This is a genomic window from Dickeya oryzae (genome assembly GCF_009372235.1).
GTDB classification, from domain to species: Bacteria; Pseudomonadota; Gammaproteobacteria; order Enterobacterales; family Enterobacteriaceae; genus Dickeya; species Dickeya oryzae.
The window spans coordinates 924,540-949,030 of the sequence record NZ_ML762920.1; the positions used below are offsets into that span (position 1 = coordinate 924,540).

Consider the following 24,491-nt stretch of genomic DNA (forward strand, 5'->3'; position numbering starts at 1 on the left):
CTAGGGGCGTACCTCATATGTCATAAAATCTACCTCAAGTGTCAATATACCAAACGTGTAAGTAATCTCTTCTTCTGGCGTACAACCATCGGCCTTTGGCCGATTCTAGATTTGAAAGCGCCTGCTCAGGCAGGTGATTTCAAAGCCTGAATATACTGATTGATCCTGAATAACCTGCAAAGGAGTTAAAAAATCAGGCCTCTGTAGCACACTGGCGGGCCGTTACAGCACATCGCCGGGCCGTAACGACACGCTACCGGGCCGTTGTAGCTCGTTTTATCCTAGAATTTTGTATCTCAATGCCAATCGCTAGAAATTGTTTGCTATCTTCTTTTAATCTCCGCCGATAGTTACGTAATGTCATATTATTAGTACCTTCACCACTGACAGCTAAAATTAATGTATCAATATGCCAGCCGCCTTTAGGATCGTGCTTATGTGTTAATATATGACGTGCAACTGCTTGGCTAATACCATGCTGAAGACGAGCAATGGGGCCTGGATCATGATGAAAATGCAAATCTCGCTTCAACAACATTACTAATGCAACACCTAAGCGCACTCTCCACAGGTTACGTTCACCACCAGTTAGAGGATTACGCCTAGTCATTGGTGAGGGCACGACATGGTCAATTAAACCGCCTAGAATGGAATAACCGTGTTTTTCTAAATCTGGTGTTACTATTTCAACAGTTGCCACTCGTAGATCAACAAGTAGTTTTTTAATTCGATCATAACTGTATTGTGCATCGGATAGAGTTCGGCGTACTTTCGCTGGATCTACTAATAATTCGATTCCTCCATCAGAAATTTCTCGACGTTTCTCGGCCACATAGAGCATTGTTTCGACAATATCCGCATGACGTTGTCCTAGTCTTCCGGTAACTCGACAACGACCAAAACTAGTCTCCATCCACTGTCCCTTCAGCGCCAAGGGACGTTGACTTGGTTGGTACAGAATGACTCTAGCCTGCAGAGCTGTACTAGTAGGTGTAACTTTATTACCAGTTATCATTTTCTGCACCACTCCATGAAGACATACATTCTTTTGCTATTTGTTTTTTATTCTTCGATTTGAGTTGCGTTACCCTTAATACTCCCCCCTCATGTCTCTGTAACCAACGATCTGGCGCACGTTCTCCATAATTTGCTTTATTTATTCCAAATCTAACAAATTGACCTCGAACATCATCAGAAATACCATACGTCTTCGCTTCCAAGGCGGTCATGCCCGCCAGATAAGATTGCCACCGTATATTATCAACCAGGACGCTACTACCCCTGCTTGCCTGCTGTATATCACCAACCCCCATCGTGGCAGCGCCTTTGTTTGAATGGTGTAGAAATATAATCGAACATCCAGTATCAGCAGCAATACCTTCTAGCTTTCCAATGACTTTGGACATTGCTGCGCTATTATTCTCATCCTCCTGGTGGAAACGGCGAAGAGTATCCAAAATTATTAAACGTCTACCTTTTGAAACTTCATTGATCAAGTTGCTCCAATCCGGCAAGAAAATATTTGGACACTTCCCTACCAAAGGTTCGACCAGTAGCTTATCAGCTACAATCTGCTGCTGACGTGCTGTTAGATATTTTCCCAAAGCATATAAACGATGGTGAACGATGGTTTCAGAGTCCTCCACAGGTAAATATGCCACCAACCCAGTCGGATATTCACCAAAGTTTAAAAGATCTACACCACAAGTAATCTGCACAGCCAATTGTAATGCCAGCATTGACTTTCCAGCGCCTCCCGGAGAAACAATCGCTCCGATAGTACCAATAGCCAAATTAGGCAAGACGTAGTCAATTGGTTGTGGCTTAGCTTCAAATGCTTCCATTATGTTCAATGACATTGCTGTTACCTACCTAAAACAACACCGGGTCTGGCCGCTTTAAACATTGCTGATTTACGATCCGCAATCCACTGTTCTACTTCGGATAACTGCCATGCAACATTTCGGCTAGTAAGTGCTATACGGCGAGGAAACTCGCCTCGCTGTTCAAGGTTATAAATAGTGCGGGCTGACAATGGGATCATTTCCAGAAGTGTTTTTCTGTTAATGAGCGTGCTATGTGCCTTTGTTTGCATCTGCCTTCCTCCTGTTTCCAATCAGGCCTATACAATGCCAAGCATTACCACTTGCTAAAACCTATTCATTGGCTAAAATGGTTGACATGAAAATTACTATCTGGGAAGGCTGTGACCTCACAGTTGCAGCTGCAATTAAATTATTTGTAGAGCGTAGTTATCCGTACTCCATATTTTCACGGAGGTATCCAATACTGCGTCTCATACAAGAAGTTATTGATCCAGCAGTAGCTGCTTATGTAAATTCCCTGCCACCAAGTCATAAAGACTACATTTCTGGAGTAAATCTAGGATTTAGTGATGTACTTAAAAAAGTGGGCTTAAACGTCGTAGTACAGGCACAAAGACTTCTTTTGCGTAATTTCGTTCTGACTTTAGATCAACAAACTTCTCTTGATAAATGCTTTACCGCTACGATTGAGTCTCTTATTGAATTAGTCAGTGAGTGCGCATCCAAGCGGCCGAAGAAATCCTCTCCTGCAAAAGGAGTAACTATAAATTCACAGCGTAAGCTCGGTTATTGCGAGTTCTGCGGTAATCTAACCGAATTTTCCAAGTTGATCAGTGAGATATCAGAATTTGTTGCTAACGATAATGAGTTCCCCGTTCATGAAAAACAGGTCCTTAGTCATCGATATTGTTCTGACCATAGGCCCAAACTCACCAATGGTCTATGGAATCCAAAATACAGACAAGGAAAGCGGTCTCTCGAACAGTTCAATAAAGAATTAATAAGGCTTAGACGGCAATGCGCTAAACCGCATAAAGCTAACGCAAACACAGGGGATATATTGATTGATACCTATTTTCATGAGTGGATGCAGGGCCAAACTTTAACCCCAGCAGATCTAGATAAACTTAGGAATATTGCCAGACGAATGGTTGACTCCAAATTCACTGATACTAAGAAAAAAATAATCATATTAAAACACCAAGGTTTTAACCAGTTTGAAACCGCACAGGTTTTAGAAAAAAATCACTACACAACTATGACAAAGCAGGCTGTGTCCAAGGCCTTAGCGTCTGTGAGGAAAGAATTTTATATTTAAAATAGTATATCCACGAGCTATTATGGTGGAAGTTTAAGTCTTAATATCATCCACTTTATTGAATTATAACCAGCCACTTACGAGTGGTTTTTCGCGATTACCCTGCTTCAAATTGATGATTTTGAAAATACAGTATTATAGTTTATTGTTTGTAGCGCAGCTGTAAGCGTTATGCAAAACGGATCACAGTGATACTACCTCACCAGTAAATCACTGAAGCCGATCTGTAATGACATAGAACGAATTGGTTTTATGGTTATGCAATGGCTCATCCCCTTACTTGTCCCTGACCATAAAAAGCATTCGCTTTCCTGAAAGCAAGTCTAAGCCAAGGGGCGTTTACAGTTGTCTTCTCTTGGCTCATTAGGTACTGGCTTAATTATTAGAATCATGTCGGTGGCATTTTAGTCCAAATATGCCTAAACTTTTAGCAGCTAAAATTCGTCTTCTCATGTAGGGTCAAGAAGCTTATGATTTAACCTATTGATTATGTGAATTACCTTGTGAGTATTACTCGTAGGATGGAATCTTCCAAAACTCTGACAATTCACTCTGAATGCATGGTAACAAAGAACAGTTTAAACCATGGTCTGTTCAGCGTTAAATTTCTCAAGATAGACTTCCATTTCGCGAGTCCACCTAGGGGTAGGTACCGAGGTGATCATTAGCCAAGGAAACCACCATACAAGCATGAAGAGTAACATAAGCGGTGCGATCATTTCGGCCGAAGAATGAGAAACTATATACATAATGAATAATATTAGTAGAACTGTGTTTACAATCTGACCTACCAGAAAAAGACGCCAGCGAAAACAATGCCATTTCCTGTTGAACACAATCCGTCCATCCCGTTCTTCAAGCCAGTTACGCCACGGCTTGAGATAACCAGCCCGCACCCCATAACGATCACACATTATTACAGCCAAATCCTGCAGCCGATAATTATACAAGCCTGTGAGCCGATAAAGGCTGCGCTGACGAAGCTCACGCTTTGCCAGACGGACCGCATTTTTATTCAAATATGGCTGTGTCAGCATTTGCTCTAGCCGGCGCTTCCTAAGATTGAGTAGTCCACGAAATACACTTCCAGATTCAGCATTAATTACTCTGTGACGAACTACACCGAGTGCAATATAGATACACAGCAATAGCCAGCCGGTCTTAGGGTATTGATTCATCCATTGTATAATTACAGACAACTCAGGCACTTTTATTTTTCCTATTTATGCAATCCAGATAAAACCAGTAAAGATTCAGTAAATTTTAGCGGCTAAAATTGCTCTCCTGGCGTAGATACAAGAAGTATATCCACTTAAATTACTGATTATTAACTACTTACTAGTCCATTCATCAATCATATTCGCCCAATCTTGTAGCATCTCGGCCCTCTGCTCACGATATTCAGCCTTGTTATAAACAGCTCGTACCCCCTTTTGTTCATGGGCAAGGCACTTCTCAATCCAGTCAGTATTGTACCCGGCCTCATGTAGCAAGGTGCTGGCAGTACGCCGTAAGTCATGGGGACCAAACTTAGGTAACAACTCCCCTTCTTTCTGAGCCAGACGATACGTCAGTGTCAAAACCCGGTTTAAAGTAGCGCTACTCATTGGCGCATCGGAATCGTACCGCGAAGGAAGGATAAAATCAGAGCTACCGGCAAAGGTTTTGAGAGCAATCATAATATCCATTGCCTGTCTGGAAAGAAAAACCAAATGTGGATTACGTCGTTTCATCCTCTCCTTTGGTATCGTCCATAATGCCTCACTAAAATTGATCTCGTTCCAGGTTGCGTTAGTAAGCTCACTTTTACGTACCATCGTTAACAGCAAAAGTTTAACCGCTGCTCTGATTGATGGCGTCGTTCCTACCCGTTCCATGTACCGATACATCAGACCAATTTCAACTGGCGTCAATGCCCTGTCACGAGGCTCAAATTTCGCTATGCTTGCAGGCCGTACCAGATCAGCGGGATTCTCAACCTTCTGACCGCGCTCAATAGCCCAGCGATAGACTTGCAATACAATCTCTCTGGCGTGCACAGCTGTCGCCGGTGCCCCTCTCTCGACAATGTTATCGGTTAATGCGCGTAAGTCTTCATGTGTAATCTCGGTCAATTTCTGCTGCGCAAATTTTGACTTCAACTCCCTTTGATATACCGAACGCCGCATATCACGCGTCGATTCAGCCATTTGATAACCGCGTAACCATTTCTCAGCCCATGCACCAAAAGTCTCCGCATCTTTGATACGCGCTTTATCTCTAGCTTTTTCCCTCGCTGGCGATCTTCCACTGGCAACCATTTTTTTAGCTTCATTGAGCCGTTCACGCGCTTCTGCAAGCGTGATCCCTCCAACACCATAGCGGCCAAAAGTAACGGTCTCCTGTCTTCCGTTTATTGAATAGTTATAACGAAATGAAATAGTTCCAGCCGGAGTGACCGCAACATACAGACCATCACGGTCATTAACTTTATAGAGTTTCTCCTTCGGCTTAAGGTGACGCAGCCTGGTGTCAGTCAACATGTTTTATTGTTTTCCTTTATCAAAAATACCATGTTGTAAAAAATTCAGAAAAGTTGTTTAACTCTCTGTTTTTAATTGAGTTATAAAAAATAAATACCATAACTCAACCGAAATTTATCACATGGTACTTTTTCAAACCTGAATTCGAAACCAGAGAGTACCATCAAAAATTCCATTGAAAAAACCGTGCTTCCCGTTGCTAACAGCTGCCAGAAAGTGCCAGATACAAAAACAAAAAAGCCCGCAGTTACGCGAGCTTAGAGGTACTTTACTGCTTTTACGTGCAGGCTGTTGCCAGACGTTAAATCATTCCCACTCAATCGTTGCTGGCGGCTTACCAGAAACGTCGTATACCACGCGGGAGATACCGTCGACTTCGTTGATAATACGGTTGGAAACGCGGCCGAGGAATTCATACGGCAGGTGCGCCCAGTGCGCAGTCATGAAGTCGATAGTTTCGACTGCACGCAGCGAAACAACCCAGTCGTATTTGCGACCGTCACCCATGACACCAACGGAGCGTACCGGCAGGAACACCGTGAACGCTTGGCTGACTTTGTCGTACAGTTCTGCTTTGTGCAGTTCTTCGATGAAGATGGCATCGGCGCGACGCAACAGGTCGCAATACTCTTTCTTCACTTCACCCAGCACACGCACGCCAAGGCCCGGCCCCGGGAACGGATGACGGTACAGCATGTTATACGGCAGGCCCAATTCCAGACCAATCTTGCGTACTTCGTCTTTGAACAGCTCTTTGAGCGGCTCAACCAGACCCAGCGCCATATCATCCGGCAAACCACCGACGTTATGGTGCGATTTAATCACATGCGCTTTGCCGGTAGCGGAAGCGGCGGATTCGATCACGTCCGGATAGATAGTGCCTTGCGCCAGCCATTTCACATCGGTCAGCTTACCGGCTTCTTCATCGAACACGTCAACGAAGACACGACCGATGGTTTTACGCTTGGCTTCCGGGTCATCAATACCCGCCAGAGCTGATAAGAAACGCTCTTCCGCCGGAACATGCACGATGTTCAAGCCGAACTGGTCGCCAAACATTTCCATCACCTGCTCGGCTTCGTTCAAACGCAACAGACCGTTGTCCACAAACACACAGGTCAGGCGTTCACCAATCGCACGGTGCAGCAGCAACGCCGTCACCGACGAGTCAACCCCACCGGACAGGCCAAGAATCACCTTATCTCCACCAACCTGCTGACGGATACGCTCAACGGCGTCGTCGATGATTTTGGCCGGTGTCCACAGCGCTTCACACTGGCAAATATCACGGACAAAACGCTCCAGCATGCGCTGGCCTTGACGGGTGTGGGTCACTTCCGGGTGGAACTGCACGCCATAGAAGCGTTTTTCTTCGTTCGCCATGATGGCATACGGGCAGGTATCGGTACTGGCAACAGTAACAAAATCCGCCGGAATAGCGGTCACTTTATCGCCGTGGCTCATCCATACGTCTAACAAGGGCGCACCGCTGGCGCTGACAGCATCCTGAATGTCGCGAACCAACGCACTGTTGGATTTGACTTCAACCTGAGCATAACCAAACTCACGCTCGCTGGAGCCTTCTACTTTGCCGCCCAACTGCATCGCCATGGTCTGCATGCCATAACAGACGCCCAGTACCGGTACACCAGCCTGGAAAACATACTCCGGCGCACGCGGGCTATTAAACTCGGTGGTACTTTCCGGGCCGCCGGAAAGGATGATGCCATTCGGGTTGAACTCGCGAATTTGCGCTTCGGTGACATCCCATGCCCACAGTTCGCAGTATACGCCCAGTTCACGTACGCGACGTGCCACCAGTTGCGTGTATTGCGAGCCGAAATCCAGAATAAGAATGCGATGTTGATGAATGTTTTCTGTCATGAGAGGCGTATTCCACTACGGAGCGAAAGAAAAATTGAACCCGGTAAGTTTACCGGGTTCGTAACAGTAAATCAGCCGGTAAGCGCTTAGCCCATACGATAGTTCGGCGACTCTTTGGTAATGGTCACATCGTGGACATGGCTTTCCTGAATACCGGCACCGCTGATACGCACAAATTCAGCTTTGGTACGCAGCGCATCAATGGTCGCACAACCGGTCAGACCCATGCAGGAGCGCAAACCGCCCATCTGCTGATGCACGATCTCTTTCAGGCGGCCTTTATAAGCCACACGACCTTCGATACCTTCCGGTACCAGCTTGTCAGCTGCATTGTCAGACTGGAAGTAACGGTCGGACGAACCTTTAGACATCGCACCCAGCGAGCCCATGCCGCGGTAAGATTTGAACGCACGGCCCTGATACAGTTCGATTTCACCCGGCGATTCTTCCGTACCCGCCAGCATGGAACCGACCATCACACAGGCGGCACCTGCGGCGATCGCTTTGGCGATATCGCCAGAGAAACGGATACCACCGTCAGCAATCACCGGAATCCCGGTGCCTTCCAGTGCGTCGACTGCATCGGCAATCGCCGTAATCTGCGGTACGCCCACACCGGTTACGATACGGGTAGTACAAATAGAGCCAGGGCCAATCCCGACTTTCACGGCACTGACACCGGCTTCGGCCAGCGCACGCGCACCAGCACCCGTCGCGACGTTACCACCGATGATCTGCAAATCCGGGTATTTGGCACGGGTTTCACGAATACGCTGCAACACCCCTTCAGAATGACCGTGTGAGGAGTCAATCAGCAAGACGTCCACGCCAGCGGCAACCAACGCGTCAATACGCTCTTCGTTACCCGCACCCGCACCGACTGCCGCACCAACACGCAAACGGCCGTGCTCATCTTTACACGCGTTCGGTTTACGTTCCGCTTTCTGGAAATCTTTTACTGTGATCATCCCAACCAGACGGAACTGCGCATCCACCACCAGCGCTTTTTCGATACGACGCTCGTGCATTTTTTGCAGCACGACGTCGCGCGCTTCGCCTTCTTTGACCGTCACCAGACGTTCTTTCGGGGTCATTACCGCGCTGACCGGGCGGTCCAGATCGGTAACGAAGCGAACGTCGCGACCCGTGATGATGCCGACCAGCTCATTACCGGTCGTGACCACCGGATAACCGGCAAAACCGTTACGTTCGGTGAGCGCTTTGACTTCACGCAGTGTCGTTTCTGGCGTTACCGTCTGCGGGTCAACCACCACACCACTTTCATGGCGTTTTACGCGGCTCACTTCTTCCGCCTGACGCTCAATGGACATGTTCTTATGGATGAAACCAATGCCGCCTTCTTGTGCCAGCGCAATTGCCAGACCAGATTCGGTCACGGTGTCCATAGCGGCAGACAGCATAGGAATGTTCAAACGGATACGTTGAGTCAGTTGTGTGCTTAGATCAGCCGTGTTGGGCAGAACGGTGGAATGGGCAGGAACGAGGAGAACATCATCGAAGGTCAGTGCTTCTTTAGCGATTCGTAGCATGGCAATATCTCACCGGGATTGAGGATGGGAATTAGATAAAATATTGCCGCGGCATTATACAGGCCGAAATCGATTGCCTCCAGCATTTTTTTATAAAAACGCTTGCGAACGACCCATTGACCGGTAGTATTGGTAGATTAACTCTCTGTTTTATTATTTGATCCGGGTCACAATGTCTTCATTGCCGTCATCTGCCATATTTACCGTCAGCCGCCTTAATCAGACAGTAAAACAGTTGCTGGAAGGTGAGATGGGCCAGGTTTGGCTGTCCGGAGAAATTTCCAATTTTTCCCAACCCTCCTCAGGACATTGGTATTTCACGCTCAAAGATGAGCGCGCTCAGGTGCGATGCGCCATGTTTCGCACCAGCAACCGCCGGGTGACCTTTCGGCCGCAAAACGGACAACAGGTGCTGATTCGCGCCACCATCACACTATATGAACCGCGTGGCGACTACCAGTTGCTGGCGGAAAGCATGCACCCGGCTGGCGATGGGTTGCTGCAACAACAGTTCGAACAGCTGAAACAGCGTTTGTCGGCCGAAGGGCTATTTGACCAACACTACAAACAACCACTTCCCAAACCCGCCCGTCAGGTTGGCGTGATTACGTCTGCCAGCGGTGCGGCATTGCATGACATTTTGCACATTCTACAGCGCCGTGACCCGTCGCTACCGGTCGTTATCTATCCGACAGCGGTACAAGGTGTGGATGCACCGGGTCAGATTGTGCGGGCAATTGAGCTGGCTAACCTGCGCGGAGAGTGTGATGTACTGATTGTCGGTCGCGGCGGCGGCTCACTGGAAGACCTGTGGAGTTTCAACGACGAGCGAGTGGCACGGGCCATCTTCGCCAGCCGAATTCCGGTTGTCAGTGCGGTCGGCCACGAAACCGATGTGACTATTGCCGACTTCGTGGCGGACCTGCGAGCACCGACGCCTTCGGCAGCCGCAGAACTGGTCAGCCGTAACCAGTTGGAGCTGCTGAGGCAAATTCGCGCCCAGCGCCAACGGCTGGAAATGGCGATGGATTATTATCTGGCACAGCGCCAGCAGCAATTTGTCCGGTTACAACATCGGTTACATCAGCAACATCCACAACTCCGTCTGGCACGGCAGCAAACCCAATTGATTCGGCTACGCCAACGTCTGGATGACGCGATCCAATTGCATCTGCGCCAGCAAACGCGCCGTCAGGAACGTCTCGCCCAGCGTTTGCAGCAACACCAGCCACAGTCACGATTGCATCGCGCCCAACAGCAGATACAGCAGCTGCGCTATCGTCTGCATCATGCGCTGGAAAAGCAACTTAGCCAGTATAAACAACAGTTTGGCGAAGCCTGTTCCCATCTCGAAGCCGTCAGCCCGCTGGCAACGCTAGCCCGTGGCTACAGTGTCACCACCACTTCGGATGGCAAGGTCATGAAGCAAACGGTTCAGGTCACCAAAGGCGATAAACTGAAAACCCGGTTACAGGATGGCTGGGTCGAGAGTCAGGTAACTGAAATAAAAAAAGAATCTACTAAACCGCGTGCAAAACGTCAGCCGAAAAATATTCAGTGATTAGGCTATACTTATCGTGTCGTAATTGTGGTAGATCAGTGTTAATCATATGTTGCACCATACTGTCAGGCATAAGGAGATGAAGTATGCAATCCGCCCGTAGCATCATTCCGCCCTACATTCTGCATCGCATCATTAATAATGGATCAGATGAAGAGCGTCGTTGTGCGCAACACACTCTGATGCACGTGCAATCTCTGATGGTCGCTCCGGTCGTCCATCCTGATGAGCACGAGGAGCGCCCCGCCGGTCAGGTACAGCGCGACATCTACGATGCAGAGCACCAGCAGGCATTACCGGGCAAGCGGATTCGGGCAGAGGGTCAACCAGGAAATGGGGATGTCGCTGCTGATGAAGCCTACAATTATCTGGGTATCACCTACGACTTTTTCTGGAAAATTTTTGGTCGCAACTCACTGGATAATAAAGGATTATCACTGACTGGCAGCGTTCACTACGGCAAGGATTACCAAAATGCCTTCTGGAATGGACAACAGATGGTATTTGGCGACGGTGACGGTAAGGTTTTCAATCGTTTCACCATCGCACTGGATGTTATCGCCCATGAGCTGTCGCACGGTGTGGTAGAAAGCGAATGCAATTTACTGTACTTCCGCCAGTCAGGTGCACTCAACGAATCGCTCGCCGACGTGTTTGGCTCAATGGTCAAACAATACTACCGCAACCAGAAAGTACAGCAGGCAGACTGGATTATTGGCGAGGGGCTACTTGCCGAAGGTATTGACGGTAAAGGGCTACGCTCGCTGTCCCGCCCCGGCACTGCCTATGACGATTTGCTGCTGGGTACCGACCCACAACCCGCCCATATGCGTGACTTCGTCAACACCCGTGAAGATAACGGCGGTGTGCATCTGAATTCGGGTATCCCCAGCCGTGCCTTCTACCTCGCCGCAATGGCGCTGGGAGGCTATTCCTGGGAAAAAGCCGGTCAAATCTGGTATGACACCGTGTGCGACAAAGATCTACCGCAGAATGCTGATTTCTCCATCTTTGCCAGATTTACCGTAGAGCACGCGAAGCGGCGCTTCAATGAAGCGGTTGCTGACGCCGTGCTGCGAGCCTGGCATCAGGTTGGGATTGATACGGGAATCATCAATGAGCACGAACAGGAATAACCTGCCGGATTTAACGGACGATGTGATTATTGAGCTGGCACGCGAAGGCGGTTTTGCCTGGATCCCGAGACTGGCTGGCCCGCGTCGCTTTTCGTTGGCAGAAGTACCCGCAACACAAAAAGAAAGAATCCGTGCCGTGCTGCATGACGCCCTGCCTGCGGCACAGGAGCCAGGTCAGCCTGGTTCCCCTGGTCGTGGTGATCAGTTCTACTACCGAATCCATATTCACTACTGCAATACACAGGATAGCCACCAGGCTGACTGGGTATTGCTGATCCCCGAACAGCACGCTTCGTCCGAGTTGGAAGCCCTGTGGCGTAATGGGCTGGTCGACGAAGAGCAAGCCCTCTGACGGCTACAGCACCACACCATACAGAAATACACAGCACTACACAGAACTACACAGAACTACACAGAACTACAGCGGCTGGTAACATACCACCACGCGGGAGCGCGAAATCAAGCCATGGCCGTTGGCACACAGATAGTTTTCTGCGCCACAGGCACGTAGCACCTGCAATGGCTGTTCACATTCCGGGCATCGCGTCAGACGAAGAAAATCACGCTGGCACGCCTCGCAATAGTACTGGTCGTTGCGGCTGTGTTGAGCGTCATGCTGCCGATCGCTGGCACGCCATACCATCGGTTGCTGACAGTCGGGACAATAAGCGTCCATCGTCTCCCTCTCGTTCCCCGTATGAAAAACGGGGCAGAATTGCTTCTGCCCCGGCGAATTAATTCGGCCCTGCTATCACGGCTTATTTGCCTTTTTTGATATGCTGCATCAGGCGTTTACGTTTACGCAGCTGATTTGGCGTCAACGTGTTGCGTTTGTTGGCAAACGGGTTTTCCCCTTCCTTGAACTGAATACGGATGGGGGTTCCCATCACATCCAGTGAGCGCCGGTAGTAATTCATCAAGTAGCGCTTGTAGGAATCCGGTAAATCTTTGACCTGATTACCGTGGATCACCACGATCGGCGGATTGTACCCCCCGGCATGCGCATATTTCAGCTTCACGCGACGGCCACGTACTAATGGTGGCTGGTGATCGTCAGCCGCCATCTGCATGATACGGGTCAACATTGCCGTCCCTACCCGTCGGGTAGAGCACTCATAGGCTTCATTAACGGATTCGAACAGGTTACCCACGCCACTGCCGTGTAATGCTGAAATGAAGTGGATGCGGGCAAAATCGATAAACCCAAGGCGCAGATCGAGGGTTTCTTTTACCTGATCCTTAACCTCTTGCGTCAACCCATCCCACTTATTCACCACAATAACCAGTGAGCGGCCCGAGTTGAGGATAAAGCCCAACAACGACAAGTCTTGATCAGAAATCCCCTCACGGGCATCGATCACCAGCAATACGACGTTAGCGTCTTCAATTGCCTGCAATGTCTTGATCACCGAGAACTTTTCTACAGTATCGGTAATTTTGCCGCGTTTGCGCACCCCGGCAGTATCGATCAACACATAGTCGCGACCATCACGCTCCATCGGGATATAGATACTGTCTCGCGTGGTGCCAGGCATGTCGTACACCACCACCCGATCTTCCCCAAGAATACGGTTGGTCAGTGTCGATTTACCGACATTTGGACGCCCCACGATGGCCAGTTTAATCGGCAGTCCTTCGAAATTTGGCGCCTCGCCATCGACATCATCACCCTCAATGCCATCATCACCGCCTTCACCAAGCTGTTCCGTCCAGTAAGCCGCATTGGCTTCTTCTTCAGTTAATTCACGAGCTTCCTGAAGCGGCTCAGTGGCAAACGGCAACAGCACTTTTTCCAGCAATGAGGTCACGCCACGGCCATGGGATGCGGCAATCGGGTAGACGTCACCCAGACCAAGCGAATAGAAATCGGCAATGCCGGTATCGATATCAATACCGTCAACTTTGTTAGCTACCAGAAACGTGTCTTTTTCACGCGAGCGCAAGTGTTGAGCGATGGCGTGATCCGCCGGCATCAGGCCGTCGCGGGCATCCACCAGAAACAGCACAATATCCGCTTCTTCTATCGCCAGCAGCGACTGCTCGGCCATGCGCGTTTCCACACCATCTTCAGTACCGTCAATACCACCGGTATCAATGATGATGAACTCATTCCCTTCCACCTCGGCACGACCATACTTGCGGTCACGCGTCAGCCCAGGGAAATCCGCCACCAATGCGTCACGGGTACGCGTCAAGCGATTAAACAGCGTGGATTTCCCCACATTCGGGCGCCCGACCAGCGCGACGACAGGTATCATTGTTACAACCTCTATTGCTTATAGTTCAATTCGTTACAGCAGAAAACGCTGCTGAAGATAAAAGACGAAACGGCCCCTGACAGCATCAGGAGCCGTTACAGGGACGATGGCCTCGCCATCCGTCCCGAACCTGCACAGCGGTTAACGGGTAAACGCGTAAACCTCGCCACCTTTGGCTTGCACCAGCAGTTTGTCGCTGGCCACTACCGGTTTACTCAATAAACCAGAGCCGTCGACTTTCTGCTGAACCACAAAACGGCCGTCAGTGGTATTCACCCAGTGCATATAGCCTTCGGCATCACCAACAACCAGATAACCGTTATACAGCGCCGGTGCGGTTACATTGCGGTGTAACAGATCGCTCTGCCGCCAGAGCACCACACCACCGTTGGTATTCAGCGCGATGATGCGATCATCCTGATCCACCAGATAAATGCGATCGCCATCAACAATAAAATCGTTTACCGACCCAATTTCACGCTTCCAGGTAATCTGTCCAGAACGCAGATCCAGTGCCGTCAGGTTGCCATTATATCCCAGCGCATACACGACGTTACCCACGACAACTGGGGTGGTGTCGACATCATTCAAACGAGCGATTTCAGTTGCGCCGCCAGGTTGAGAGATGCGCTGCTGCCAGATCAACTGACCCTGATTAATCGTGACTGCGCTTACGCGGCCATTGTCACCACCGACAATAGCGGCACCAAACGCGGTTGTCGGCGCAGATTCACCACGCAGCGACAGTGACGGCATATCCAGGTTTACCGTCCATTTGATAGTACCGTCAGATTCGCTAAGCGCCTGCAGCATACCGTTACTGGTGTGAATAATGACCACACCATCACTGACCACCGGGCTGGATAATACTTCACCCGCTACTTTGGTCTGCCACTGCAACGAGCCATCATCAGCATTCAGAGCAAAAAGCTGCGCCCGCTCGCTGCCGACATAAACATGGTTACCCGATACGGAAACGCCACCTGACAGCAATGCCGGACGATTGCTGGACAGCAGACCGGTTTTCTCCGCCAGATCGACGCGCCATTTCTCTTCACCGCTATTCAGATCCAACGCTTTTACCGTACCGTGACGATCGGCGGCATAGACGCGGCTGTCCTGCCAGGTCGGATGCAGATTGGAGTAGAACTCCCCCGTACCGTCCCCAACGGAGCGACTCCAGACTTTGGTGGGGGTAAACTGGTTGGTCACCTGCGGCAGAGGAGACATTTTGACAACGTCCTCCTCGCGATCAAACAGCGAACAGCCGCTCAGCAGGGTAATAGAGACCAGTCCGACCAAAAGTGTTTTACGCAGTTGCATGAAGTCCCTCTTAGCTGGGCAGATTATTCAGTTTGATACGCAACAGGGATTGCAGACCCTGAGAAGGTTTTGCCGCCATGCCTTTACTGTAAGCATCTCGAGCGCCCTGATTGTCGCCTTTGCTCGCCAGCACATCACCGCGGACGTCAGCGACCATCGCCGCCCAACCTTCCAGCTTGATGGCATCCAGCGTCTTCAACGCCTCATCCGGCTTCTTCTGCTGCAATAATACGCGAGCCAGACGCAGGTTAATCATCGCCTGTAGATCGCCATCTTTGGTTTGGCTCAACGCCAGGCGGAGCTGCTGCTCAGCCTTGGCGATATCATTTTTTTCAACAAACTGGTGCGCCAGCGCCAGTGCCGTCAGCGCGCCATAATTGCCGTGATCACCGACAGCAAATTTTTCAGCACCAGCAACGCCTTCCGCCGTACCGGCAGACAGCGATTCGGTAACTTGCTGATAGGCAGCGGAAGCCGCCATCGCGCTGCTTTCCTGATGATTTTGCCAAAAGCGCCAACCGACCAGGGCACCGACACCCAGCACCACGCCGATAGCCAGCGCCTTGCCGTTTTCAGCAAAGAAGCGGCGAATTACCTCAACCTGTTCGTTCTCAGTGGTATAAACTTCCACGCTGCCTTTCTCCTTAATTCAGTAACGCCGCCAGGCGCGCCGCTACATCCGCTTGAGACAGAGTTTCCTGCTCGCCGTTGGTCAGGTTTTTCAGCACGACCTGCCCGGCCGCTACTTCGGTTTCACCCAGCACCAACGCAACCCGAGCCCCACTCTTATCCGCACGGGCAAACTGTTTTTTGAAGTTACCGCCACCGTAGTTGGTCATCAATTTCAGTTGCGGCAGCGCGTCACGCACGTTTTCCGCCAGGCGAATTGCTGCATGTTGCGTACCCGCACCCGATGAAATCAGATAGACATCAACGGCAGGTGGCGCGGCAAACGCCGGATTGACCTCTTGCACCAACAGCACCAGACGCTCCAGCCCCATGCCAAAACCCACCGCCGGGGTACTGGAACCACCAAGCTGCTCAACCATGCCGTCATAACGACCACCGCCACACACCGTTCCCTGCGATCCCAGACTGGTGGTCACCCATTCGAAAACAGTACGGTTGTAATAGTCCAGCCCACGAACCAGCCGTGGATTAATCTTATATGGGATACCTGACTGCGTTAAAAGTTCACACAATTCATCGAAATGCGCACGAGAATCATCATCCAGATAGTCGGTCAGTACCGGTGCGTTATCCAGTAACGCCTGCACCTGCGCATTCTTGGAATCCAGTACCCGCAACGGGTTGGTATACATACGACGCCGGCAGTCTTCATCCAGCAGATCTTTATGCTGTTCCAGAAACGCGATCAGCGCATCACGGTAACGCGCACGGGCATCCAAAGAACCAATGGAGTTCAGTTCCAGACTAACATGCTGATCGATCCCCAATACACGCCACCAGCGGGCGGTCATCAGAATCATTTCCGCATCCACGTCCGGTCCTTTCAGACCAAACACTTCGCAACCCAACTGATGGAACTGACGATAGCGCCCTTTCTGCGGACGCTCATGACGGAACATCGGGCCGGTATACCACAACCGCTGTTCCTGATTGTACAGAATACCGTGTTCAATCCCGGCGCGAACGCACCCCGCAGTCCCTTCGGGACGCAATGTCAGGCTGTCGCCGTTGCGGTCTTCAAACGTGTACATTTCCTTTTCAACGACATCGGTCACTTCGCCGATCGCACGTTTGAACAACGAAGTCTGCTCGACGAGCGGGGTACGAATTTCGCTATAGCCGTACCCGCGGAGTACCTGTTTCAGGCTATCTTCAATACGCTGCCACAGTGCCGTTTCGGCTGGCAGGTAGTCGTTCATGCCACGGATGGCTTGAATATTCTTTGCCACGTCAGTTCTCTATGCGTTTTCAAAAAGTAATGCGCTGTTAAAAAATAGACCCGATTATAGAAGCAACGACGCAATGTCTTCAATGTCGCTGCCGCCATCATCGGGTGCTTCAGTTCAGGAATTCGTACCGGATCGCATCCAGACTGGCCGGATGGATCACTTATCCACCATATTGACGGCGATACGCTGTTTTTCATCCAGCATAGACGCCTTGGCGCGGATCCTGGCTTCCAGTTGATCGATCATATCGTCGTTGTCAAAGCGCTCTTTCTGGCGTACGCCATCTTCGTAAAAACCGCTCTTCTTATTGCCGCCGGTCACACCCAGCGTCGAGACCAGCGCTTCACCCGGGCCGTTGACCACGCAACCGATAATGGAAACATCCATCGGCGTGATGATGTCCTCCAGTCGCTGCTCCAGCGCGTTCACGGTGCCGATAACATCGAACTCCTGACGTGAGCAGGTCGGGCAGGCAATAAAATTAATGCCGCGTGAACGAATACGCAGTGACTTGAGGATATCAAAACCGACTTTGACCTCTTCCACCGGATCCGCCGCCAGCGACACCCGCAGGGTGTCACCGATGCCTTCAGAAAGCAGCAAGCCAAGGCCAATCGCTGACTTCACCGCTCCGCTACGTGCGCCACCCGCTTCTGTGATGCCTAAATGCAGCGGTTGATCAATACGAGACGCCAGCAAGCGATAGGACTGCACCGCCAGAAAGACATCCGACGCCTTCACGCTGACCTTGAACGAATGGAAATTAAGGCGATCGAGAATATCCACATGGCGCATGGCGGATTCCAGCAACGCTTCCGGCGTCGGCTCGCCATACTTTTCCTGCAAGTCCTTTTCCAGAGAACCGGCGTTGACGCCGATGCGAATCGGAATATTTTTGTCGCGCGCACAATCCACCACCGAACGAATGCGCTCTTCGCTACCGATGTTGCCAGGATTAATACGCAGACAATCAACCCCGTATTCCGCTACTTTCAGCGCAATACGGTAGTCAAAATGGATATCCGCCACCAGCGGTGTATCCACTTGTTGTTTAATCAGACGAAATGCTTCTGCAGCATCCATCGTCGGCACCGACACACGCACGATATCCACACCGACCCGCTCGAGCGACTTAATCTGTCTGACTGTCGCGTCAACATCGGTAGTACGGGTATTGGTCATCGACTGCACTGCAATCGGTGCACCGTCACCGACAGGCACCTTGCCGACATAAATCCGGGTTGATTTGCGGCGGTTGATGGGTGCGGGATTATGCATCACTTCTTCTCCACAATTGCCAGTGCGACGGCACGATTACTCTGCCGTCAGCGTAATACGAGCCACCTGATGGCTTTTGACAAACCGGCTCAAATCAACCGGCTTGCCCTGAAACTCGACTTGTACCGCACCCGGCGCGCCGATTTTCAACCGGTACGGCGCCTGGCCGGTCAGGTTCAATACACTGCCGCTACGCTGTACGCCGCTGAACAGCTTTTTACCGGCAGCATCCACCACTTCCAACCAGCAATCTGCGGTGAAACGCATCACGATAGCACCTGATGCTTCCGGTGTAGTCGCCGCGCTGGCCGGTGCGGTAGCGGTCTGGTTTAACAAAGGCTGATCAGACGACGCAGGAGCCTGAGACGCGCCCCCCGCCACTGCAGGCGTATTATTCGCTGCCGGTGCAACCGGCGTCGACGCAGCCGGTTGAGACGGTGTTGCGGCCGGTGAGTTCAGTGCAATAGGCTGCCCGTTATTCGCCGTCGCGTTATTCGCCGCTGTATTATTCACCGCCGTATTATCGTCGGTATCCACCGGCTCCGGATCAGTGTTTACATCGCTTGCCTGCCCGCCATTACGGTTCTGGGAAGCGGTGGCGTGATCCACCATCGAATTGATTTCCTGCTGTTGGGCCTGATGATTCTGCCACCACCAGGCGACGGTCAGCCCCAACACGCCGATCAAAATCAGCCAGGTGAACAACATCAACCAGCCATCTCGCTTTTTGCGGCTTTTACCTAATGCCAGACTCTGCATCGGTGCCACATTGGAAACGCGACTTGGCATAACCTGCTTTTCCAGCATCGGCAATAATTCATCTTCGGGGAGGTGAACCAGTCGGGCATAGGAGCGGATGTAACCGCGAAGAAAAGTAGGAGCAAGACCAGCAGGCGTATTGTTATCTTCTATTTCACGAACGGTCGATAGTTTCAGGCATAACCGTTCAGCAACAACCTGTTGCGTCAATCCCAGTTGCTCGCGTGCCTCACGCAAACGTTCGCCAGGAGTCATTATCGTTGCTGCAGTATTATCTTGAGTGGCTTCAGTATTCATTAGCTAAGAACTGCTGGTACTGTTTGGATTGTGGAAAACTTCGCGCCAGCAACCCGCCATAACGTTCTACTTCGTCATGATGATTCGCCAGCGCGGCGAAACGAATCTGTAGCCACACACTTTCGGCGCTTGCCGCAAGTTGTGACTGATACATATTCAGGAGCAATCGCGCCTGATCATAGCGCCCGGCGTTGAAACGATTTTCCGCCTCCGCCAGAAGCCGATTGCCTTTCGCAGGATCGTATCTCAGTGCACGACTGAGCCACTGGCCTGCCTCATCTGACTGCCCGGCTTTGAGAAAGCAATATCCCGCATTCTCAAGCGCATCGGCAACCTGATGGTAATCAGGGAGTTGCGCGGCAGCGGCAAATTGCTGTTGCGCCGCTACATACTGCCCTAAACCACAGAGAAACGCACCGTAATTATTCATCACGCCGCCGTTAGCGGGCACCTGTCGCAACAGACGTCGATAGCGTTTTTCAGCCGCCGGGTTTTCGCCAATACGCTGCTCGTACAGCGCCATACCTAACTGGGTGCGGTAATCATCCGGTGCGAGTTGCTCTGCTTTTTGCAGATTATCACGCGCCGCATCAAGATTATTCCGGGCCAGATATTCCAGCCCGAGTTGCAACCGCGTTTGTGCCGCAGCAGGGTTAGCCTGCTTCGACGGCGAGTGCACACACCCAGCCAGCAATACACTACCTGCGACCAACACCGCACGTTTTCCCGGCAACATCCGTTTCATCCCTGATACTCCTTGCAGCCATCCTGGCTCGTCACCGCTGTGACATGTTAACGCAATCGATGACTTACCACAGCCTGTCATCAACCAGCAACGCTATAACGCTGCCGCCGGGCCTTCAATGACCCCACCGTATGATAAGCCCCGAAAACGTATTTATCACCTGCTTTCCTCAGAAAGCAGGTTGATTTGACATCATTTTCAGACGGTTTTTACCGCAATCGTATCGCGTTCCATCTTTTTCTTCAGCGTACGCTTGGTGCGATCCACCACTTCTCCCGCCAACTGACCGCATGCCGCATCGATATCATCACCGCGAGTTTTACGCACGATAGTCGTAAAACCATACTCCATCAATACTTTGGAAAAGCGGTCAACCCGGCTGTTGGAACTGCGGCCATAAGGTGCGCCGGGGAACGGGTTCCAGGGGATCAGGTTTATCTTGCACGGCGTGTCTTTCAGGCATTCTGCCAACTGATGCGCATGCTCGGTGCCGTCGTTGATGTGATCTAGCATCACGTACTCTACCGTGACACGCCCCTGATTCGCGTTGGATTTGTCCAGATAGCGTCGTACCGCCGCCAGGAAAGTCTCGATATCATACTTTTTATTAATTGGCATGATTTCGTTACGAATTTCATCCGTTGGCGCATGCAGGGAAATCGCCAGCGCCACATCAATCATATCGCCCAGTTTATCCAGCGCAGGGACAACCCCAGACGTTGACAGCGTCACCCGACGTTTAGATAAGCCGAAACCAAAATCATCCAGCATGATTTCCATCGCCGGTACAACATTGGTCAGGTTCAGCAACGGTTCCCCCATCCCCATCATTACCACGTTGGTAATAGGTCGCTGCCCTGTCACTTTAGCGGCACCGATAATTTTCGCCGCACGCCACACCTGCCCGATAATTTCAGATACGCGCAGGTTGCGGTTAAACCCCTGCTGCGCGGTAGAGCAGAATTTGCACTCCAGCGCACACCCCACCTGTGAGGACACACACAGCGTGGCACGGTCATCTTCTGGGATGTACACCGTTTCCACGCGCTGGCCGTCAACCAGAATCGCCCACTTGATGGTACCGTCAGAAGAGCGTTGCTCGTCTACGACCTCCGGTGCCCGAATTTCCGCGATCGCCTGCAGCTTACCGCGCAGTACCTTATTGATGTCGGTCATCTGGTTAAAATCATCACAGCAGTAATGATAGATCCATTTCATGACCTGATCGGCACGGAACGGTTTTTCACCCAGCTGCGCAAAAAAGGCACGCATTTGCTGGCGATTGAAATCCAACAGGTTGATTTTTTCATTGCTGCTGGCGGCAACGGCGATAGCGTCGGATACAGCAACGGCGGAAGATACGGTTTGCTCAGACATAAATTGACTCATGGCCTCGTTGTTACACGTTATGGCGCGAAAGGGAAACGGATAAAGAAACGCCCTGGTTAAGCGCGTGCTCACCCAGGGCGCGGCATTGTACAAATTTTATAACACCCGCGCTACCTCAGCCTGATTATTTCACCGGGAAGCGCGTGTCTGGCCGACTATAGCGGTTAGCTACGCGAGCGGTTAGCTACGCGGGAAAATTTCGTCAGCGCTGAAGAAATAAGCGATTTCACGCTCGGCAGATTCCACAGAATCTGAACCGTGTACCGCATTCGCGGTGAAGCTGTCAGCATAGTCAGCACGCAGGGTGCCAGCCAGCGCGTTAGCCGGGTTGGTAGCGCCCATGATATCGCGGTTACGCTGTACAGCGTTTTCCGCCTGCAACACCTGCACCATGATAGGGCCAGAGGTCATAAAATCCACCAGACCGTCAAAGAACGGTTTGCCTTTATGCTCAGCGTAGAACCCTTCGGCCTGTTCGCGGCTCAGGTGCAGCATTTTAGAGGCAATAATAGTGAAACCCGCGCTTTCGAAACGGGCATAAATCGCGCCGATCGCGTTTTTGGCAACTGCGTTTGGTTTGATAATAGAGAAGGTACGTTCTACCGTCATAGTGGCCTCATCCAATAACATGTCATAACAGCTGGTTAGATAAAATTATAATACCAGCCCGTGTAAAGTGGCGCCGATTATAGAGGCACTGTCATGACTTTCCCATCAGGAAAATAACATTTTCGTAAAAAAAATTTATCCTCTTTGTCGGTACGCTACCTGCACGGTGATAACAAATCTGGCCCAGGCCATGACGCTGTATCAGACACCTTGCTCAGCACAGAAATATTACTGACAATGCCATCAATTGACACATGCAGGATCGGTCGAATCGATCCATACGGGGAGGTTTTATGTCTACATCTGCCGCTGGGCTATTTGTTAGCGCGTCCTGGCTGAATACGCATCGTCACGATGCCGATATCGCCTTGATTGACGCTCGCATGCTGCCGCCAGGCAACGATACGCGCGATGTTGCCGCCGAATACCGTACAGAACATCTGCCGGGCGCGGTGTTTTTCGATATTGAGTCCCTTTCTGACCACCACACCTCTCTGCCGCACATGATGCCAGATACCACGACCTTTGCTGACGCACTGGGCAAACTGGGGCTGAGCGAGCAACAGCATCTGGTGATTTACGATGAAGGCAACCTGTTTTCTGCACCACGGGCCTGGTGGATGCTGCGACTGGCCGGTGCTCAACGCATTTCTATCCTCAGTGGCGGTCTGGCTGGCTGGAAACAGCAGGGCTTCGCGCTGGAACAAGGAAACGTGTCGCCGGTTGCTAACGTATTCCACGCCCAAACGCCAGCCGCAGGCACCATCCGCTCGTTTGATGACGTGCTAAAGCTTTGCCACAACGGTGATGAACAAATCGTTGATGCTCGCCCTGCGCCGCGCTTTCTCGGTGAAGTGGATGAACCCCGGCCTGGGTTACGCCGTGGGCATATTCCTGGCAGTTTCAACGTTCCCTGGAACCTGTTGGTTGACCAGGGTGCACTAAAACCAGCGGATGAACTGGCTGCCATCTTTCATCAGGCTGGTGTTGATATTCAGCGTCCGATTGTCGCCAGTTGCGGCTCTGGGGTAACGGCATCGGTCGTGCTACTGGCATTGTTTGTACTCAATGCACCACACATTTCGCTCTACGACGGTTCCTGGAGTGAATGGGGCGCACGTGATGACGTGCCGGTCGTTACCGGCTAGCGATGATGAGCGGCTAAACAGACATTCGATGCATAAAAAACGGCACAGGCGCTGTCAGCCTGTGTCGTTTTGATGTGCACTGCATTTACTGCGAACCCGCTATCACGGCGTTCCCGCTAGGCCTGCACGTTATTTTTGAATTCGCGCAGGAAGCTGCCCCATTTGCGTTCGTAAAACGGCGTAGTGTGACGAATCAGGAAATGACTGATACCGGGTTCTTCATTATTGACCAGACAAATATCAATCGGACGGTCATCGGGCTGCGTATCCGTTGCCACCGAACCGGTAGCCTGAATCAACGCCTCCACCTCATCGCCATAGATATCCAGACCAATCAGCAAATGCGGTTGTTCTTCATCGGGCTCCTGAATCTGCGCCAGAAACGCCCGCTTGACGTTACGGTGCTTGCTGAACAATTGGGTCAGCGATTCAATCATCTGTGTTGGCATCTCTGCCGGAATACCGATTTTCAATTCGGTATCGCCATCCAGCACATGCTGTTCCACCAGACCATTACCCTCAGCGGACAACAGGTGCTCAATCTCCTGCGGCAGAAACTCTTTGCCATACGGTAACTTCGGGTTCAGAAACAGCGTGGCACCACGGGTGATATCGAACAGCGTTCTGGCCGGTAACGCCAGAAATGCCTGTTCATCGGTCACCGCCAGTTGTAACGCTTCCAGCGAAGAAAAAAACGGGATAGCAGAATCACCATCGGGTTTCTCCCAATGCTGCAATTCCAGGCCGCTGTCTGCCGAGATGGCATCGCCGGATACTTCGTGTTCTTCACTGTGGCCGAGCACGTATACCGTGGCTTCCAGCAATTCACTGAAAAACTCAGGACGGTGCGCCGGTTCCGATGCCGCCAGCGTTAACACCTCTTCCAGCCGATTGTGGGGTGAAAACTCCATAACTCTCCTCAATGCTTAACATGAGCAGTCAGCACAGTAACGACAACAGGGAACATCG

At 51.1% G+C, this 24,491-nt stretch carries 23 protein-coding genes; 5 read left to right on the forward strand and 18 right to left on the reverse strand.

Annotated features, from left to right (window positions below; all coding sequences use genetic code 11):
* Positions 1-253 precede the first annotated feature (253 nt).
* From FAZ14_RS04080 to FAZ14_RS04090, 3 genes are read right to left on the reverse strand one after another with little or no spacing between them, the layout of a single operon-like run.
* The gene (locus FAZ14_RS04080; RefSeq protein ID WP_089633365.1) at positions 254-1,015 is read right to left on the reverse strand and encodes an ABC transporter ATPase; all 762 of its coding nucleotides are present in this window, start codon (positions 1,013-1,015) and stop codon (positions 254-256) included.
* Positions 1,002-1,859, reverse strand: coding sequence for a helicase RepA family protein (locus tag FAZ14_RS04085; protein WP_089633364.1), 858 nt, complete (start codon positions 1,857-1,859; stop codon positions 1,002-1,004). Before FAZ14_RS04085 ends, FAZ14_RS04080 begins: the two co-directional genes overlap by 14 nt.
* 5 nt (positions 1,860-1,864) lie before the next feature.
* A complete protein-coding gene (locus tag FAZ14_RS04090; protein WP_023308174.1) occupies positions 1,865-2,095 on the reverse strand; it encodes a helix-turn-helix transcriptional regulator in 231 nt (76 codons plus the stop codon).
* Between FAZ14_RS04090 and FAZ14_RS04095 the strand changes: the two genes are divergently transcribed.
* Positions 2,080-3,144, forward strand: a complete 1,065-nt coding sequence (locus FAZ14_RS04095; protein WP_077271248.1) for a LuxR family transcriptional regulator — start codon at positions 2,080-2,082, stop codon at positions 3,142-3,144. The two genes, FAZ14_RS04090 and FAZ14_RS04095, sit on opposite strands and share 16 nt — an antisense overlap.
* A gap of 578 nt (positions 3,145-3,722) precedes the next feature.
* On the opposite strand, the gene FAZ14_RS04100 is transcribed toward FAZ14_RS04095, so the two are convergent.
* The 4 genes from FAZ14_RS04100 to guaB all read right to left on the reverse strand — a co-directional run bounded on the left by FAZ14_RS04100 (position 3,723) and on the right by guaB (position 9,100).
* Positions 3,723-4,352: a hypothetical protein gene (locus tag FAZ14_RS04100; RefSeq protein WP_096220562.1), complete on the reverse strand. Its 630-nt coding sequence runs from the start codon at positions 4,350-4,352 to the stop codon at positions 3,723-3,725.
* Positions 4,353-4,475: 123 nt separating this feature from the next.
* Positions 4,476-5,666: a tyrosine-type recombinase/integrase gene (locus tag FAZ14_RS04105; RefSeq protein WP_089633363.1), complete on the reverse strand. Its 1,191-nt coding sequence runs from the start codon at positions 5,664-5,666 to the stop codon at positions 4,476-4,478.
* Positions 5,667-5,972: 306 nt separating this feature from the next.
* A complete protein-coding gene (gene guaA, locus FAZ14_RS04110; protein ID WP_038905233.1) occupies positions 5,973-7,550 on the reverse strand; it encodes a glutamine-hydrolyzing GMP synthase in 1,578 nt (525 codons plus the stop codon).
* Positions 7,551-7,636: 86 nt separating this feature from the next.
* Positions 7,637-9,100, reverse strand: coding sequence for an IMP dehydrogenase (gene guaB / locus FAZ14_RS04115; protein WP_019845942.1), 1,464 nt, complete (start codon positions 9,098-9,100; stop codon positions 7,637-7,639).
* A gap of 172 nt (positions 9,101-9,272) precedes the next feature.
* Between guaB and xseA the strand changes: the two genes are divergently transcribed.
* The 3 genes from xseA (at position 9,273) to FAZ14_RS04130 (ending at position 12,149) form a co-directional block, all read left to right on the forward strand.
* Positions 9,273-10,661, forward strand: a complete 1,389-nt coding sequence (xseA, locus tag FAZ14_RS04120; protein WP_029456399.1) for an exodeoxyribonuclease VII large subunit — start codon at positions 9,273-9,275, stop codon at positions 10,659-10,661.
* An 86-nt stretch (positions 10,662-10,747) separates the two neighbouring features.
* Positions 10,748-11,797 carry a M4 family metallopeptidase gene (locus FAZ14_RS04125; protein WP_016941849.1) on the forward strand — a complete coding sequence of 350 codons (1,050 nt, stop codon included), beginning with the start codon at positions 10,748-10,750 and terminating at the stop codon, positions 11,795-11,797.
* Positions 11,778-12,149 carry a protealysin inhibitor emfourin gene (locus FAZ14_RS04130; protein WP_153508078.1) on the forward strand — a complete coding sequence of 124 codons (372 nt, stop codon included), beginning with the start codon at positions 11,778-11,780 and terminating at the stop codon, positions 12,147-12,149. The genes FAZ14_RS04125 and FAZ14_RS04130 overlap by 20 nt, the downstream gene beginning before the upstream one ends.
* 66 nt (positions 12,150-12,215) lie before the next feature.
* On the opposite strand, the gene FAZ14_RS04135 is transcribed toward FAZ14_RS04130, so the two are convergent.
* The 10 genes from FAZ14_RS04135 to ndk form a co-directional block, all read right to left on the reverse strand.
* Entirely contained in the window at positions 12,216-12,473 is a 258-nt protein-coding gene (locus tag FAZ14_RS04135; protein WP_153508079.1) for a zinc ribbon domain-containing protein, read from the reverse strand.
* An 82-nt stretch (positions 12,474-12,555) separates the two neighbouring features.
* Complete coding sequence (gene der, locus FAZ14_RS04140) at positions 12,556-14,055, reverse strand: ribosome biogenesis GTPase Der (RefSeq protein WP_153508080.1); 1,500 nt, start codon at positions 14,053-14,055, stop codon at positions 12,556-12,558.
* A 141-nt stretch (positions 14,056-14,196) separates the two neighbouring features.
* A complete protein-coding gene (gene bamB / locus FAZ14_RS04145; protein WP_153508081.1) occupies positions 14,197-15,378 on the reverse strand; it encodes an outer membrane protein assembly factor BamB in 1,182 nt (393 codons plus the stop codon).
* 10 nt (positions 15,379-15,388) lie between these two features.
* Positions 15,389-16,009, reverse strand: coding sequence for a YfgM family protein (locus FAZ14_RS04150; RefSeq protein WP_016941844.1), 621 nt, complete (start codon positions 16,007-16,009; stop codon positions 15,389-15,391).
* 13 nt (positions 16,010-16,022) lie between these two features.
* Positions 16,023-17,297 (reverse strand): histidine--tRNA ligase, encoded by a 1,275-nt coding sequence (hisS, locus tag FAZ14_RS04155; protein ID WP_038926559.1) that lies wholly within the window; start codon positions 17,295-17,297, stop codon positions 16,023-16,025.
* Between the two features lie 156 nt (positions 17,298-17,453).
* Positions 17,454-18,575, reverse strand: coding sequence for a flavodoxin-dependent (E)-4-hydroxy-3-methylbut-2-enyl-diphosphate synthase (ispG, locus tag FAZ14_RS04160; protein ID WP_016941842.1), 1,122 nt, complete (start codon positions 18,573-18,575; stop codon positions 17,454-17,456).
* 36 nt (positions 18,576-18,611) lie between these two features.
* Positions 18,612-19,631, reverse strand: coding sequence for a cytoskeleton protein RodZ (rodZ, locus tag FAZ14_RS04165; protein ID WP_153508082.1), 1,020 nt, complete (start codon positions 19,629-19,631; stop codon positions 18,612-18,614).
* Positions 19,621-20,376 carry a type IV pilus biogenesis/stability protein PilW gene (gene pilW, locus FAZ14_RS04170; protein WP_038926556.1) on the reverse strand — a complete coding sequence of 252 codons (756 nt, stop codon included), beginning with the start codon at positions 20,374-20,376 and terminating at the stop codon, positions 19,621-19,623. The genes rodZ and pilW overlap by 11 nt, the downstream gene beginning before the upstream one ends.
* Before the next feature lie 198 nt (positions 20,377-20,574).
* Positions 20,575-21,753, reverse strand: coding sequence for a dual-specificity RNA methyltransferase RlmN (gene rlmN / locus FAZ14_RS04175; RefSeq protein WP_016941839.1), 1,179 nt, complete (start codon positions 21,751-21,753; stop codon positions 20,575-20,577).
* A gap of 192 nt (positions 21,754-21,945) precedes the next feature.
* Positions 21,946-22,374 (reverse strand): nucleoside-diphosphate kinase, encoded by a 429-nt coding sequence (gene ndk, locus FAZ14_RS04180; protein ID WP_012885704.1) that lies wholly within the window; start codon positions 22,372-22,374, stop codon positions 21,946-21,948.
* A gap of 293 nt (positions 22,375-22,667) precedes the next feature.
* Here ndk and sseA point away from each other — a divergent pair, with 293 nt between their 5' ends.
* Positions 22,668-23,522 (forward strand): 3-mercaptopyruvate sulfurtransferase, encoded by an 855-nt coding sequence (sseA, locus tag FAZ14_RS04185; RefSeq protein ID WP_153508083.1) that lies wholly within the window; start codon positions 22,668-22,670, stop codon positions 23,520-23,522.
* A gap of 116 nt (positions 23,523-23,638) precedes the next feature.
* Here the strand turns inward: sseA and sseB are convergent, their stop codons facing one another.
* The gene (sseB, locus tag FAZ14_RS04190; RefSeq protein WP_153508084.1) at positions 23,639-24,433 is read right to left on the reverse strand and encodes an enhanced serine sensitivity protein SseB; all 795 of its coding nucleotides are present in this window, start codon (positions 24,431-24,433) and stop codon (positions 23,639-23,641) included.
* Positions 24,434-24,491: the final 58 nt, after the last annotated feature.

Coding starts and splice junctions, on each gene's coding strand:
- bamB (WP_153508081.1), bottom strand. CDS start 15,378: ATGCAACTGCGTAAAACACTTTTGGTCGGACTGGTCTCTATTACCCTG.
- guaB (WP_019845942.1), bottom strand. CDS start 9,100: ATGCTACGAATCGCTAAAGAAGCACTGACCTTCGATGATGTTCTCCTC.
- FAZ14_RS04135 (WP_153508079.1), bottom strand. CDS start 12,473: ATGGACGCTTATTGTCCCGACTGTCAGCAACCGATGGTATGGCGTGCC.
- FAZ14_RS04090 (WP_023308174.1), bottom strand. CDS start 2,095: ATGCAAACAAAGGCACATAGCACGCTCATTAACAGAAAAACACTTCTG.
- FAZ14_RS04105 (WP_089633363.1), bottom strand. CDS start 5,666: ATGTTGACTGACACCAGGCTGCGTCACCTTAAGCCGAAGGAGAAACTC.
- xseA (WP_029456399.1), top strand. CDS start 9,273: ATGTCTTCATTGCCGTCATCTGCCATATTTACCGTCAGCCGCCTTAAT.
- rodZ (WP_153508082.1), bottom strand. CDS start 19,631: ATGAATACTGAAGCCACTCAAGATAATACTGCAGCAACGATAATGACT.
- ndk (WP_012885704.1), bottom strand. CDS start 22,374: ATGACGGTAGAACGTACCTTCTCTATTATCAAACCAAACGCAGTTGCC.
- ispG (WP_016941842.1), bottom strand. CDS start 18,575: ATGCATAATCCCGCACCCATCAACCGCCGCAAATCAACCCGGATTTAT.
- FAZ14_RS04125 (WP_016941849.1), top strand. CDS start 10,748: ATGCAATCCGCCCGTAGCATCATTCCGCCCTACATTCTGCATCGCATC.
- sseB (WP_153508084.1), bottom strand. CDS start 24,433: ATGGAGTTTTCACCCCACAATCGGCTGGAAGAGGTGTTAACGCTGGCG.
- sseA (WP_153508083.1), top strand. CDS start 22,668: ATGTCTACATCTGCCGCTGGGCTATTTGTTAGCGCGTCCTGGCTGAAT.
- FAZ14_RS04085 (WP_089633364.1), bottom strand. CDS start 1,859: ATGTCATTGAACATAATGGAAGCATTTGAAGCTAAGCCACAACCAATT.
- FAZ14_RS04130 (WP_153508078.1), top strand. CDS start 11,778: ATGAGCACGAACAGGAATAACCTGCCGGATTTAACGGACGATGTGATT.
- pilW (WP_038926556.1), bottom strand. CDS start 20,376: ATGAAACGGATGTTGCCGGGAAAACGTGCGGTGTTGGTCGCAGGTAGT.
- rlmN (WP_016941839.1), bottom strand. CDS start 21,753: ATGTCTGAGCAAACCGTATCTTCCGCCGTTGCTGTATCCGACGCTATC.
- der (WP_153508080.1), bottom strand. CDS start 14,055: ATGATACCTGTCGTCGCGCTGGTCGGGCGCCCGAATGTGGGGAAATCC.
- guaA (WP_038905233.1), bottom strand. CDS start 7,550: ATGACAGAAAACATTCATCAACATCGCATTCTTATTCTGGATTTCGGC.
- FAZ14_RS04080 (WP_089633365.1), bottom strand. CDS start 1,015: ATGATAACTGGTAATAAAGTTACACCTACTAGTACAGCTCTGCAGGCT.